The organism is bacterium endosymbiont of Bathymodiolus sp. 5 South (assembly GCF_900128535.1).
GTDB lineage: Bacteria > Pseudomonadota > Gammaproteobacteria > PS1 > Pseudothioglobaceae > Thiodubiliella.
This window is the reverse complement of record NZ_FQTR01000050.1, coordinates 1-13,452: the sequence shown is the minus strand read 5'-3', so window position 1 is coordinate 13,452 and position 13,452 is coordinate 1. Positions and strand designations below refer to the sequence as shown.

General features: G+C 38.9%; 13 protein-coding genes and 1 pseudogene. 9 read left to right on the top strand and 5 right to left on the bottom strand.

Features of this window, described 5'->3' with window-relative positions; genetic code table 11:
• Window positions 1–121 precede the first annotated feature (121 nt).
• Genes rpmB through BBROOKSOX_RS06095 form a run of 4 tightly spaced genes read left to right on the top strand, consistent with a single transcriptional unit; the run spans window position 122 to window position 1,135 of the window.
• Window positions 122–358 (top strand): 50S ribosomal protein L28, encoded by a 237-nt coding sequence (gene rpmB / locus BBROOKSOX_RS06110; protein WP_139660346.1) that lies wholly within the window; start codon window positions 122–124, stop codon window positions 356–358.
• 10 nt (window positions 359–368) lie between these two features.
• The gene (gene rpmG, locus BBROOKSOX_RS06105) at window positions 369–524 is read left to right on the top strand and encodes a 50S ribosomal protein L33 (RefSeq protein ID WP_066045648.1); all 156 of its coding nucleotides are present in this window, start codon (window positions 369–371) and stop codon (window positions 522–524) included.
• On the top strand, window positions 521–952 hold the full coding sequence (locus BBROOKSOX_RS06100) for a hypothetical protein (protein ID WP_139660345.1): 432 nt from the start codon (window positions 521–523) through the stop codon (window positions 950–952). Before rpmG ends, BBROOKSOX_RS06100 begins: the two co-directional genes overlap by 4 nt.
• A 12-nt stretch (window positions 953–964) precedes the next feature.
• Complete coding sequence (locus tag BBROOKSOX_RS06095) at window positions 965–1,135, top strand: hypothetical protein (protein WP_180323879.1); 171 nt, start codon at window positions 965–967, stop codon at window positions 1,133–1,135.
• A gap of 68 nt (window positions 1,136–1,203) precedes the next feature.
• On the opposite strand, the gene BBROOKSOX_RS06090 is transcribed toward BBROOKSOX_RS06095, so the two are convergent.
• A complete protein-coding gene (locus tag BBROOKSOX_RS06090) occupies window positions 1,204–3,762 on the bottom strand; it encodes a bifunctional aconitate hydratase 2/2-methylisocitrate dehydratase (protein ID WP_139660344.1) in 2,559 nt (852 codons plus the stop codon).
• 64 nt (window positions 3,763–3,826) lie between these two features.
• Between BBROOKSOX_RS06090 and purB the strand changes: the two genes are divergently transcribed.
• The 4 genes and pseudogenes from purB to BBROOKSOX_RS06070 all read left to right on the top strand — a co-directional run bounded on the left by purB (window position 3,827) and on the right by BBROOKSOX_RS06070 (window position 6,597).
• A complete protein-coding gene (purB, locus tag BBROOKSOX_RS06085) occupies window positions 3,827–5,203 on the top strand; it encodes an adenylosuccinate lyase (protein WP_139660343.1) in 1,377 nt (458 codons plus the stop codon).
• 61 nt (window positions 5,204–5,264) lie between these two features.
• Window positions 5,265–5,501: pseudogene (gene rpsP / locus BBROOKSOX_RS12465) on the top strand (30S ribosomal protein S16); the annotation flags it as partial.
• A 205-nt stretch (window positions 5,502–5,706) separates the two neighbouring features.
• Window positions 5,707–6,189: a ribosome maturation factor RimM gene (rimM, locus tag BBROOKSOX_RS06075; protein WP_257607787.1), complete on the top strand. Its 483-nt coding sequence runs from the start codon at window positions 5,707–5,709 to the stop codon at window positions 6,187–6,189.
• A 126-nt stretch (window positions 6,190–6,315) separates the two neighbouring features.
• The gene (locus BBROOKSOX_RS06070; protein WP_139660340.1) at window positions 6,316–6,597 is read left to right on the top strand and encodes a hypothetical protein; all 282 of its coding nucleotides are present in this window, start codon (window positions 6,316–6,318) and stop codon (window positions 6,595–6,597) included.
• A 27-nt stretch (window positions 6,598–6,624) separates the two neighbouring features.
• On the opposite strand, the gene BBROOKSOX_RS06065 is transcribed toward BBROOKSOX_RS06070, so the two are convergent.
• From BBROOKSOX_RS06065 to BBROOKSOX_RS06055, 3 genes are all read right to left on the bottom strand, one after another.
• The gene (locus BBROOKSOX_RS06065) at window positions 6,625–7,194 is read right to left on the bottom strand and encodes a carbonic anhydrase (protein ID WP_257607786.1); all 570 of its coding nucleotides are present in this window, start codon (window positions 7,192–7,194) and stop codon (window positions 6,625–6,627) included.
• A 50-nt stretch (window positions 7,195–7,244) separates the two neighbouring features.
• Entirely contained in the window at window positions 7,245–9,188 is a 1,944-nt protein-coding gene (locus BBROOKSOX_RS06060; protein WP_139660338.1) for an SLC13 family permease, read from the bottom strand.
• Between the two features lie 122 nt (window positions 9,189–9,310).
• Window positions 9,311–10,204, bottom strand: a complete 894-nt coding sequence (locus BBROOKSOX_RS06055; protein WP_139660337.1) for a LysR family transcriptional regulator — start codon at window positions 10,202–10,204, stop codon at window positions 9,311–9,313.
• A gap of 95 nt (window positions 10,205–10,299) precedes the next feature.
• On the opposite strand from BBROOKSOX_RS06055, the gene metE reads away from it, so the two are divergent.
• Entirely contained in the window at window positions 10,300–12,576 is a 2,277-nt protein-coding gene (metE, locus tag BBROOKSOX_RS06050; RefSeq protein WP_139660336.1) for a 5-methyltetrahydropteroyltriglutamate--homocysteine S-methyltransferase, read from the top strand.
• 1 nt (window position 12,577) lies between these two features.
• Here the strand turns inward: metE and truA are convergent, their stop codons facing one another.
• A complete protein-coding gene (gene truA / locus BBROOKSOX_RS06045; RefSeq protein WP_139660335.1) occupies window positions 12,578–13,321 on the bottom strand; it encodes a tRNA pseudouridine(38-40) synthase TruA in 744 nt (247 codons plus the stop codon).
• Window positions 13,322–13,452: the final 131 nt, after the last annotated feature.

Here is a 13,452-nt window from a genome sequence, read left to right as displayed (position 1 = left end):
AGAGCGCATATGATACCGAGAGTTTTGTCAATAGTAAATAGATTTGATTAAATTTAACTATGAAAGTCAAGTGATTTTAAGTATAATGCTTTGTTTTTAGATTTTCGAGAATAGGTGGACTATGGCAAAGGTATGTCAAGTAACAGGTAAGCGCCCAATTAGTGGTAACAATGTTTCTCATGCACACAATAAGACGCGTAGGCGTTTTTATCCAAATCTGCACACACACCGTTTTTGGGTGGAAAGTGAGAACCGTTTTGTAAAGTTAAAACTAACTGCAAAAGGTTTGCGTATTGTTGATAAGAAAGGTATTGATGCCGTATTATCAGAAATTCGCGCTCGTGGTGAAAAGGTTTAAGGGGTAAGTTATGAGAGAAAAAATCAGATTAGTATCATCAGCAAAGACGGGTCACTTTTACACAACAACTAAGAACAAACGACTACACCCAGAAAAGGTGGAAGTTAAAAAGTTTGATCCAGTTGTAAGACAACATGTAATGTACAAGGAAGCCAAGATTAAGTGACTTTTACCTATCAAAAAATTGAGCAAAACGACCTAGCTTTAAAGGATTGGAAGCGATATTTAGAACAGGCAGAAAAGACGGTATTTGAGAGTGAATTAGAGGATTTTCAATGGTATGCTGTATTAAAGAATAATGATGTAATTGCAGTTTTTCAGATTATCAATGTATTGGACCAATACGCAAAGAGTTTGCAAATTTATTTTCATCCAGTTTTTGAGCGTGAAGGCGAGATTGTTGATGTTATAATTTATATATACAAGACTATGTTGTTAATTTGTGATCAGCAAGATATTAAGAAACTCAAGTTGTATATTGATAATTCCCTAATACACAATATATTTACGATAATTGTAAAGCACGAAGAAGATAGTGATGATATAATGAACGCAGAAAATTATGGTAAATGGATAGAAATCCATATGCATTAGGAGGATAGTTTTATGAAAATGACAAACGAAAAAAAATTAAAAAATAAGCTAGTAACAATGTTAAAAGAAGACTGGAACGGTAAAAAAGGTTACCTTACGGATAACGAAATGTTTAAATACTGTCAATTTTATACCGGTGATTTTTGGAAAAAATTAGAAAAGACCAATAAGAAATCTGCATAATTTTTTAAATTTTTAACAATAAAAAGCCGCTATTAATAGCGGCTTTTTATTGTCTGGTGGTTTTTTAATCACTCTTTTAAGATTGTATCAAGTGCAATGTGCCCAACTGACTTTTGATATTGTGATATTTGGTCAAAGTTAAGATATTGGTAAATATCATCCGATGCTGGCTCTATGTCTTGCATTGCTGATAGATATTCTGCTACGGTTGGAATATGCCCAAGTTTTGCAGCGATAGCGGCTACTTCTGCAGAGGATAAATACACATCGGCATTGTCACCTAGGCGATTGGGGAAATTGCGTGTTGAGGTGGAAACCACGGTGGCATTGTCTTTGACGCGTGCTTGATTGCCCATACACAGCGAACAACCGGGTATTTCTGTATGCTGAGTAAGCGACTCAAAAGTTTGATACACACCTTCTTTTTTAAGTTGCGCTTCATCCATGCGTGTGGGTGGCGCAACCCAAAGTTCAGTTGGTAGTTCTGATTGGTCTTTTAATAATTGCGCAACGGCTCTAAAGTGACCGATATTGGTCATACACGAGCCAATAAAGACTTCGTCAATTTTGGTATTGGCCACCTCTGAAAGTAATTTCACATCATCGGGGTCATTTGGGCAAGCAAGGATGGGTTCTTTGATGTCATCAAGATTGATTTCAATGGTTGCGGCGTATTCGGCGTTATCATCAGCTGTTAATAATTCGGGTGCATCCAGCCACTTTTGCATCGTTTGAATACGACGCGCGATGGTTTTCTTGTCTTCATAATCCATTTCAATCATTGATGACAATAGGGCGATGTTAGATTGTAAATATTCTGCCACAGGGGCTTGATTGAGTTTGATGGTGCAACCATTTGACGAGCGTTCTGCCGAAGCGTCGGTAAGTTCAAAAGCTTGTTCAATTTTTAAATCGCCCAGCCCTTCAATTTCTAAGATTCGACCTGAGAAAATATTCTTTTTATTGGTTTTTTCAACGGTTAATAAACCTTGTTGAATAGCGACATAGGGAATGGCATTGACCAAATCTCTAAGTGTGATACCTGTTTGCATGGTGCCACTAAAACGCACTAAAACCGATTCTGGCATATCAAGAGGCAATACACCAATTGATGCACCAAATGCCACCAAACCCGAACCTGCTGGGAAACTAATACCAATTGGAAAACGGGTATGTGAGTCGCCACCTGTGCCGACTGTGTCAGGTAGCAGCATACGATTTAACCACGAGTGAATAATGCCATCGCCCGGTTTGAGCGTAACGCCACCACGAGAGCGCATAAAGTCAGGTAGGCTGTGTTGCAGCTCTAAATCAACGGGTTTTGGATAGGCAGCAGTATGGCAAAAACTTTGCATGACCAAATCAGCAGAGAAACCTAAACAGGCTAATTCCTTGAGTTCGTCACGCGTCATCGCACCTGTCGTGTCTTGTGAGCCAACCGTTGTCATGCGTGGTTCACAATAAGTATTAGGGCGTACGCCTTCAACACCACAAGCCTTACCCACAATTTTTTGTGCCAAAGTATAGCCTGCATCGCTATTTGTTACATCTTTTGGGCGTAAGAAAATATCGCTAACGCTCAAGTCTAAATCAAAGCGGGTTTTGTCGCTCAAGCCTCGTCCAATAATAAGCGGGATACGACCGCCTGCACGGACTTCATCAGGTATGGTGTTTGGCGTGAGTTTAAAAGTAGAAATGGTTTCGCCATTGGCATTGATAATTTTCCCCTCGTAAGGATAGAGGGTAATTTCATCCCCCATTTGCATTTTTGACACATCACATTCAATCGGTAATGCACCTGAGTCTTGTGCGGTGTTAAAGAAAATGGGTGCAATATTGCCACCTAATACCACGCCACCACCGCGTTTATTTGGCACATAGTCAATATCATTGCCCATATGCCATAATACTGAGTTAATGGCAGATTTGCGTGAAGAACCTGTACCCACCACATCGCCAACAAAGGCAAGTGGCAAGCCTTTTTCTTTAAGTTGCGCAATGGTTTTAAGTGGGCTGTCCATTTTTTTAACTAGCATTGATTGGGCGTGTAGAGGAATATCAGGGCGTGACCACGCTTCGGTGGCTGGTGATAAATCATCAGTATTGATTTCACCATCAACACGGAAAACGGTGAGTTTAATTTCTTTTGGCAATTCATTTTTGCTGGTAAACCAGTCGGCATTTGCCCAAGAATCAACTACCTGCTTGGCGAAGGTGTTATTGGTTGATTTTTCTACAATGCTTTGATAGGCTTCGTAAATAAGCAGTGTTTTAGACAGGGCATCGCAGGCGATTTGCGCGGTTGTGTCAATGTCTAATAACTCAATTAATGGCGTAATATTGTAACCACCCATCATTGTGCCGAGTAAAAAAGTAGCTTGTTCTTGACTAATGGCATTGCAAGTTTGCTCACCTTTGGCAACGCTGGTTAAAAAACTTGCCTTTACATAAGCAGCCTCGTCCACCCCAGGGGGGATACGATGTGTTAATAAATCTAGGTAAAAATCATCATCATTGCCATTAATTAAGTTTTCAACCACAGATTTTGTTTGCTGTGCGTTGAGTACTAGTGGCGGCAAATTGTCTTTAGCGCGCTGTTCAATATGAGTTAAATAAGCTGTTTTCATCTGCCCTATAAAGTAATTTTATAAAGCGTATAATTTTAACATATTTGATTTAACTAAATGAATTATGGAACTAAACGCCTTAACTGCTATATCTCCCATTGACGGACGCTATTTTGATAAAACCAATACCTTAAGTGAGATTTTCAGTGAATTTGGGTTGATCAAATACCGTGTGTTAATTGAGGTTAAATGGTTGCAGTCCATGGCGGATAATGACGGCATTACTGAAGTGGGTGCATTCAGCCAAGAGGCTGCTGATTTTTTAACCAATATTGCGAGCAATTTTTCATTAGCAGACGCACAAGCAGTTAAGGAAATTGAGTGCACCACCAATCACGATGTTAAGGCAGTTGAATATTTCTTAAAAGATAAAGTCAAAGGCAATGCAGAGTTGAATGCGGTGAGTGAATTTTTCCATTTTGCTTGTACCTCAGAAGATATTAATAACTTGTCACACGCCCTAATGCTGATTGATGGACGCAAGGTATTGCTCAAACAAATGCAAAATATCTTATCCTTGATAACGGATTTAGCAAAAGACAACGCCTCAATTCCGATGCTATCTAGGACACATGGTCAAACAGCGTCACCAACCACAGTTGGCAAGGAAATGGCAAACTTTGCTTATCGCCTAAAACGACAGATTAAGCACTTAGAAAGTGTGAAAATAATGGGTAAATTTAATGGTGCAGTGGGTAATTTCAATGCGCATATTTGTGCGTATCCAGACCTAGATTGGCAACATATTTCACAGGTGTTTATTCAAGATTTAGGCGTGAATTATGCACCCTATACACCGCAGATTGAAACGCACGATTATATGGCAGAGTATTTTCATTCAATGAATCGCTTTAATACCATTTTGATTGATTTTTGTCGTGATGTTTGGGGTTACATCTCACTGGGTTATTTTAAGCAAAGAACCATTGCAGGAGAAGTGGGTTCATCGACCATGCCACACAAAGTTAACCCGATTGATTTTGAAAACGGCGAGGGTAATTTGGGTATTGCTAATGCGCTGAATACGCATTTAGCAGATAAGTTGGCAATCTCTCGTTGGCAAAGAGACCTCTCTGATTCAACGGTGCTTAGAAATCTTGGCGTGAGTTGTGCGCATTGCCTAGTGGCTTACGCTTCTATTGCCAAAGGCATTGGAAAACTTGAAACCAACGAGGCGAAATTATTAGCAGATTTAGACAATTCATGGGAAGTCTTAGCAGAGCCAATTCAAACTGTGATGCGCCGTTACGGTATTGAAAATCCGTATGAAAAACTTAAAGAATTGACTCGTGGTAACACCATTGATGCGCAAGTATTGGCAGATTTTGTTAAAGATTTAGATATGCCGGAGCAAGCCAAACAAGCTTTGGCACAATTAACACCGATGACTTATACGGGTGATGCACAAAAATTAGCACGCGATATCGAAAAACTGATATAATCTTTCGTCTTATGTCGTTTTGGCATAAGTTTTTTTTAATATTTTTTAGGAGCAAAAAACCATGGTTAAAATTAGATTAGCTAGAGGTGGAGCCAAGAAAAAACCTTTTTATTCAATTGTAGCAACAGACTCTAGAAAGCGTAGAGACAGTGGTTATATTGAGAGACTTGGATATTTTAATCCAGTTGCTCGTGGACAAGAAGTTAGGCTTACCATCGAAGAAGATAGAATAGAGTATTGGACCTCAAAAGGTGCACAAACTTCTGATCGCGTTAAGCAACTTATCAAAGAATTTAAAGACCCTGCAATTCGTGAAAAGCGTGTTGCAGAACAAGAAGCCAAAGCAGAAAAAGTGGCAACAGCCATTGCAACTAAACTGGCAGCGGAAGCAAAAGCCAAGGCAGAAGAAGAAGCGAAAGTAGCGGCAGAGGCAAAAGCGGCAGCAGAAGAGGAAAAAACTGCTGAGTAATTCAACGAGTATTATTCCAAGTTCAAAAAGGCTATTGGTCGGTACGATTAATGGCCTTTTTGGCGTTCAGGGCTGGGTGAAAATCTTTTCACATACACAGCCTAGAAAAAATATTTTATCTTACAAACCTTGGCATATACAGATTGATGAACAATGGCAAACATTAGAAATTGTCAATGGTCGAGAGCAATCGAAAACCATTGTTGCGAAAATTAAAGACATTGACAACAGAGAGCAAGCCAGAGCAATGATTGGTATTGATGTCTATATTGAGAAATCTCAACTACCCAAACTCAAAAAAGGTGAGCACTATTGGGAAGATTTAATTGGTTTGGAGGTGGTTAATCGATCAAATTTTGTACTTGGAAAAGTGCAAAATTTGATGGATACAGGTGCGAACCATGTGCTCATTGTGCAAGGGGAAAAAGAGCATTGGGTGCCGTATATTGAGCCATTTTTGTGTGAAGTCAATATCGAAAAACAACAAATTTTGGTTGACTGGGATGAGAGCTTTTAATGGTCTTATATGAGGCTTTTGCGTCATTATGGGTAATCATCAAAATATCATTTTTCATCAATTTTAAAACACCTTTAGTCTTACTGGCTTGGTATAATAATTTTTTTATAACCATGGAAAAGAAAAATGGAAAAGAAAGAAGTAAGTTCAACACCTGAAGTGGCTCAACCACAAGCAGACCTAATTAACGAAATGTATGTTGACGGTACAGCAAGTATTAGTATTCGTCAGAATGTTGCAAAGATTGATTTTTATCAAGCTTTACCAATCATAGATAAAGATGGCGCTGATGAGCAAAGAGAATTTCGCAAGGTTTCCCACCGTTTAGTTTTGCCAGTTACTGGCTTGGCTGAAATTCGTGAAATTTTAGATAAACTCATAAAACAGACTCAAGAGCAGGCTAAATAAAGAGTTGCAAAAAAAAGCCCAGATAAATTAAGTTAGAAAATCAACTGCACCTGATTTTAAAGAATAATTAGCGCCGATAACTTCTAGTTTATTATTTTTGATAGCCCTTTTAATAATTGGTGATTGGCTTTGTAGTTGTTTGACAGAGTTAATAATGTTAGTTTCAACTGCTTTATGTGTTAATTCATGATTTGATAAACCTGAGTCAATTAAGGGCAAAATTGATGGTTTTATTCTATCAGTAATAGAATAAAGACTGTTTGATAAGTGTGTTTTGTTAATGCACTCATCAATAGTAGCGCTAATAGCGCCACAGTTAGAGTGCCCTAACACGACAACCAAAGAGGTTTTAAATTTCGAAATTGCAAATTCAATGCTGCCCATTTGTGAGGGGGCAACTATGTTGCCTGCAATACGAATAATAAATAAATCACCAAAACTCTGGTCAAAGATAGTCTCAATTGGTACTCTAGAATCAGAACAACCTAACACAATGGCAAAAGGTTCTTGGTCTTGTATGTCTTTTGTATCTCCATGTGGATAAAATTTATAGTGTAATGTAGTGCCATCAATAAAGCGTTGGTTGCCATCAACCAATCTTTTTTTTGCCTGTGTTGCGTTTATTTTATGGGGGATGGTGTTCTCCTTTAAAAAACGATGCTCATCATTGACATCATCACAATGATAAATAGGATTGTCATAAGCCCACCTGCCTTGATGAAATCTGCCACCTTGTAACCACCCGGCCCCATAATTAAAGCATTCACTTGGTGGGTGGGAATCAAAAATGAGTTTGAAGTGGCAATGGCGACTGCTAGTGCATAAATTGCAGGATCTTCTCCTACTTGGATGGCAATATTAACAGCAATAGGCACTAAGAGAATGGTTGCGCCGACATTAGACATGACCAAAGTAAAGAAAGTTGCCAATACTACAATTGAGGTTAGTATTATCCAAGGTGCCATATCGCCAACTACTTTAACTGTTTCTTGTGCAATCCACAAAGCAGTGCCAGTTTTTGACACTGCCATACCTAGTGGAATAAGGCTGGCTAGTAAGAAGACTGTTTTCCAAGAAACCGCACGATAGGCTTCTTCTATTTTAATAACACCAGATAAAATCATACCCAAAGCGCCAGTCATAAGTGCGATGGAGAGTTTAATGTCTGTAAACAAGACTAAGAAAAGTGCAATTGCAAAGAAAATACTTGCCCATTTGATTTTCTCAGGTCGGTATTCTTCCTGTCTTGGGTACTCAGAAGTAATCACAATAAAATCGGTATTAGATTGCAATCTGTCAAGGTCAACCCAGCGTGTATGAACAATTAATGTATCGCCTGATTGAAAAGGTATGTTGCGAATGCCTTCGCCTTCTTGCAGGGTGTTACCACCACGATGTAGCGCTACCATAGCAATACCATAGGTCTTGCGTAACCACACATCTCTAGCGCTTTGGTTAATAAGTGAAGAATTAGGCGGGATAACAATTTCTGCTGTGCCACATTCTTGTGTCGACAACAGGTTAGAGAATTTCTCAATGGTGTCTGAGAGCTCAAGATGAAAGCCCTGAACAAAAGCATCTAAATGTTCTTTTGTTGTTAATACGCCTAGGGTCATTTGTGGCTGAATAGTGGTGCTGCGCTCAACTGAGTGGTGCCCAATAAATGTTTCTCCTTCAATGGTCTGAATAGCGATAATTCTAATCTTGGCAGCTGTTTCAATATCGTCAAGCGTCATACCAATCAAGTTGGAATCTTTGGGGGCATTGACCTCAAATAAATCATAATCTATGTTGTAAACCTGATGAAAGTGCTCAATGGCTGAGATAGATTCTGACTGATCTTTTTTGGTTGCAGGTAAGACAAACTTGCCAGCAACTACGAAATATACAATACCGGTTATGACCAGTGCAATGCCTATGGGTGTTACGGAGAATAACCCCCAAGTATCCATCTGCTGTCCAACTTCTAGCCCTTGGTTGGTGGTTAAAATCAAATCATTGAGCAAGATTAAAGGGCTGGAACCTACCATGGTTATTGTGCCACCTAAAATTGCTGTAAATCCCATGGGCATCAATAGTCGTGACATTGGGATACCTGAGCGTGATGAAATACGACTCACAACAGGAATAAACAGTGCAGCCGCACCCACATTTTGCATAAAAGATGAAATAAATCCAACGGTAGAAGAGATAATGGGAATGACTCTTGGCTCAGAGGTGCCACCTATTTTAAGAATAAAAGTAGCAACTCTACCCATCAACCCAGTTTTATCCAAGCCTGCCCCAATAATCATGACTGCAATAATTGACATAACCGCATTTGAGGAGAATCCATCAAACAATCTTTGGTTGTCGACCAGCCCCTCTTCTAGCCCCATTAAAGTATGAATCCAGGGTAAAGAGCTCAGCCCTAAAATAATCATAATGGTAATGGCAGCTTCATCAACTTCTACCACTTCAAAAGCAAATAAATAAATTGTTAATACAAGAATACCTAACATCCAAGCAATGGAAGTAGTGGGCGCAATTGTTGAAAGCCACACGGCAAAAACAGCAAAAATAACAGCTGCAATATTTCTTTTATTGAACATGATTTTGATTTTATTAAGCGTAAAAAACAGTAGGAGAGATTATACCATAATCACAACATTACTAATTCAGTGCTCACAAATTTTACGGGTTTAAAAATATCTATTTTTGAATTTTAATGACCCTAAGGCACATTAACCACTTCCTTGCTAATTTTGACAAAGCGTTGAATATAATTAATTTCTCTATCTTGTTTGCGCAAAATTGCAAATAATTTTTGACTAAGCCCCTCTACACCTATTTGAATTTTTTTAACAGGCATTTTTTTAATAAACTCATTTGCCAGCCATTCTGGTAGTATGCAAACACCACGCTCAAGCATTGTCATTTGTAGCATAAGTTCAATGGATTCAATTTTTTTAATATGTTTTGGTTTGATGTGTGCTGGATTTAAAAATTGCGTCAAAATATCAAGTCGTTCTAATGGCACAGGAAAAGTTAGTAAAGTTTCATTCGTCAAATCTTTTGGTGTAATGATTGTCTTATGCGCTAGCGAATGTTCATTAGCAACTAAGAGCACTAAATTATATTGGGCAAGTGTTTCAATATGAATGTCTGCTTTTCTCTCTCTATCAGGTGTGATTAAAATATCAATGTGATAATTGAGTAGACCTTCGTGCCCAGAAAATTGAAATTTGTTGATAATTTCTACTTCAACATTAGGCATTTTTTGCAAAAACACACCAATGACCTTCGTTAGCCACTCATAGCAAGGATAGCATTCAACACCTATGCGCAGAATACCTTGGCGACCCTGTGCATAGGCTTTTAAGGTTTTCTCAGTTTGTTCTAAAATGGGTAATAATTGTTGTGCAGTTTGTAATAGCAATTCACCTGCTTTTGTGAGGCGTAAATTTCTACCTTCTCGCTCCCAAAGCGTAATACCTAATTTCTCCTCCAAGTAGCGAATTTGGTGGGATAAGGCAGATTGGCTTAAGTGCAATACATTTGCAGCACGCGTTAAGGTGCTGTTTTCATGCAATGCTTGTATGATTTTTAAATGTTTAAGCGATATCATATATGAATATATCTCATGATTAAGTTAAAAATAATCATTTTACTTCATATTGCAGCCCTTATAAAATAATCAACTTTCAACATTAAGGAACCATTATGGTCACAATACACAATCTGGGTTTTCCACGCATTGGTAAACATCGAGAGTTAAAATTTGCATTAGAAAAATATTGGTCAAATGCCACTTCTCAAGATGCATTATTGCAAACTGCTGATACATTGCGCAAGCAACACTGGCAACATCAAAATAAATTAGATTGGGTGCCAGTGGGTGATTTTTCTTTTTATGATCAAGTTTTGGACATGAGTTTTCTATTGGGAAATGTTCCAAAGCGCGCCAAAAATTTATCAGACAATGAGTTGGATAATTATTTTCGAGTAGCACGCGGACGAGCCTCTGTTAATGAATCTGATTGCACTTGCATTCAAGCCGGTGAGATGACAAAATGGTTTGATACTAATTATCACTACATTGTGCCAGAGTTTAGTCAAGAGACAAATTTTGCACTCCAAGCACAAAACTTGATTGTACAAATTAGGCAAGCACAAGAGCAAGGCATCAAGGTTAAACCCGTTATTATTGGTCCAGTCACTTATTTGTGGTTAGGCAAGTCCAAAGATAACACCAACAAACTGGATTTATTAGATTCGCTGGTTAAAGTCTATGTGCAACTCTTTGATGAATTGGCAAAGTTAGAGATAGAGTGGATACAGCTTGATGAGCCTGTTTTAGTCACAGAATTAGAGCCAGATTGGCAAACAGCCTTTAAGAAAGCTTACGATACATTAGCCAATAGTCCCATTAAATTGTTGCTGGCCAGTTATTTTGGCTCGTTACAGGACAACTTAAATCTTGCTTGTGACTTGCCAATTGATGGGCTACATATTGATGCAGTTAATGCAAAAGATGAGGTTCAATTAGTCATTAATAGCCTGCCAGATAATAAAGTTCTATCCTTGGGCGTGGTGAATGGGCGTAATATTTGGAAAACAGATTTAAGTGCAACCTTGTTGTGGTTAGAACCTATTCACCAACAATTACAAGATAGACTGTGGTTAGCGCCATCCTGTTCATTGTTACATGTGCCTGTGGATTTAGACAGCGAGCAAGAACTAGATAGCGACATCAAATCATGGCTTAGTTTTGCTGTGCAAAAATTACAAGAGTTAAAGCTATTAGCACAGGCACTTAATCAAGGACAAGCAAGTGTCATCAAAGAAATAGCCAGTAATGTTAATGCTATTAATAGCAGAAAACATTCCTCACTTGTACATAATAGCGCCGTTAAAGAGCGTACTGCTAAAGTGAATGACAAACTGGGCAATCGCCAGTCTAATTACAAGAGCAGGGAAAAAGTACAAAGTGAACAACTTAATCTGCCTTTATACCCAACCACGACCATTGGCTCATTTCCACAAACGCTAGAGATTAGACAAGTTAGGCGTGATTATAAATTGGGTCAATTATCAGCAGAGAAATACACACAAGCAATGCAAGCTGAGATTCGACATTGTGTGCAAGTACAAGAAGATTTAGGTTTGGATGTTTTGGTGCATGGTGAACCTGAGCGTAATGATATGGTAGAATATTTCGGGCAACAACTCAGTGGCTATGTATTTAGCCAATTTGGTTGGGTGCAATCTTATGGCTCTCGTTGTGTTAAACCCCCGATTATTTTTGGTGATATTTCTCGTCCAAAACCTATGACCCTAGATTGGATAACCTACGCCCAGTCACTCACCAATAAACCCATGAAGGGCATGCTTACAGGACCTGTTACGATGTTGAATTGGTCATTTGTGCGAGATGATCAGCCAAGAGCAACAACCTGCTTGCAGTTATCGTTGGCTATTAGAGACGAAGTATTAGACCTTGAAAAGTCTAATATAAATGTCATCCAAATTGATGAGGCAGCATTAAGAGAAGGCTTGCCACTACGAAAATCTCAGTGGCAAACTTATCTTGATTGGGCGATTAAGGCTTATCGAATTAGCGCTAATGGGGTGAGTGATGAAACCCAAATCCATACCCATATGTGTTATTCAGAATTCAATGATATTATTGAAGCAATAGCGCAGATGGATGCTGATGTTATCACCATTGAAACCTCTCGTTCAGACATGGAATTATTGGATGTATTTGATCAGTTTGATTATCCTAATGAAATAGGTCCAGGGGTTTATGATATTCATTCTCCTAACATCCCTTCAGTGGACTCTATGGTGGAGCTAATGGAAAAAGCAGCCCAACGCATTCCCGCTAAAAGACTGTGGGTTAACCCTGATTGCGGTTTAAAAACTAGACATTGGGACGAGGTAATTTCTGCATTGACTAATATGATATTGGCCAGTAAACAACTGCGAAAAAATTGATTTATAAGTTAGGGTAGAAGGCTTTAATAAAATATAAACCTTGAGGCGGGGCAGTGGCACCCGCCTTTTTTCTATCTTTAGAAATTAGCACTTCCTTAACCCATTCAACAGGTTTGTCGCCCCTGCCTACTTTGAGTAGTGTACCGACGATATTGCGCACCATATGGTGCAAGAAGGCATTGGCTTTAATATCCAATAGAATTTCATTGCCATGTTGAGTGAGCTTTATAAATTCAATGGTTTTGATGGGGGATTTTGCTTGGCACAGGCTACCACGAAAAGCTGAAAAATCATGTTCGCCGAGTAAATATTTGACGGACTTATTCATTGCTTCTAGTTCTAACACTCTTGGTTCCCATAAGGTGTGTTTAGCCATGAGAGCAGAACGCACTGGCGTATTGTGAATCTTGTAATGGTAGCGCCTTGCGTGAGCATTAAAGCGCGCATGGAAATCCTTATCAACGCGTTTCACCCAAACAAAATTGACATCCCAAGGTAGGTTGACATTGCCACCAAAAAGCCACGCTTTGTCTTCTCTGTTCGCACTTGTTTCAAAGTGAATAACCTGCTCAATAGCGTGTACACCCGCATCTGTTCTACCTGAGCAAAATACCCGTACAGGGTGGTCAGCAACACTTGACAATGCTTTTTCGACTACTTGTTGAACGGTGCGAATGCCAGATTTTTGCAACTGCCATCCGTGGAAATCACTGCCCATATACTCAACACCTAATGCTATCTTCATTTTTGCCAATCCTTTATATAGAGACCTTTGCATAAATAGGAACAATCATCAAAAACCCACTTTTCACCCACTTGGCGATTTTTTAAACCCAGCCTTAGCCCTGCTAGGACAAGGTTTAAAGAAATCACCCA

Bases quoted from the DNA above. Each gene is read 5' to 3' on its own strand.
- rpmB (WP_139660346.1), top strand. From the start codon at position 122: ATGGCAAAGGTATGTCAAGTAACAGGTAAGCGCCCAATTAGTGGTAAC.
- rpmG (WP_066045648.1), top strand. From the start codon at position 369: ATGAGAGAAAAAATCAGATTAGTATCATCAGCAAAGACGGGTCACTTT.
- BBROOKSOX_RS06095 (WP_180323879.1), top strand. From the start codon at position 965: ATGAAAATGACAAACGAAAAAAAATTAAAAAATAAGCTAGTAACAATG.
- BBROOKSOX_RS06090 (WP_139660344.1), bottom strand. From the start codon at position 3,762: ATGAAAACAGCTTATTTAACTCATATTGAACAGCGCGCTAAAGACAAT.
- purB (WP_139660343.1), top strand. From the start codon at position 3,827: ATGGAACTAAACGCCTTAACTGCTATATCTCCCATTGACGGACGCTAT.
- BBROOKSOX_RS06070 (WP_139660340.1), top strand. From the start codon at position 6,316: ATGGAAAAGAAAGAAGTAAGTTCAACACCTGAAGTGGCTCAACCACAA.
- BBROOKSOX_RS06060 (WP_139660338.1), bottom strand. From the start codon at position 9,188: ATGTTCAATAAAAGAAATATTGCAGCTGTTATTTTTGCTGTTTTTGCC.
- BBROOKSOX_RS06055 (WP_139660337.1), bottom strand. From the start codon at position 10,204: ATGATATCGCTTAAACATTTAAAAATCATACAAGCATTGCATGAAAAC.
- metE (WP_139660336.1), top strand. From the start codon at position 10,300: ATGGTCACAATACACAATCTGGGTTTTCCACGCATTGGTAAACATCGA.
- truA (WP_139660335.1), bottom strand. From the start codon at position 13,321: ATGAAGATAGCATTAGGTGTTGAGTATATGGGCAGTGATTTCCACGGA.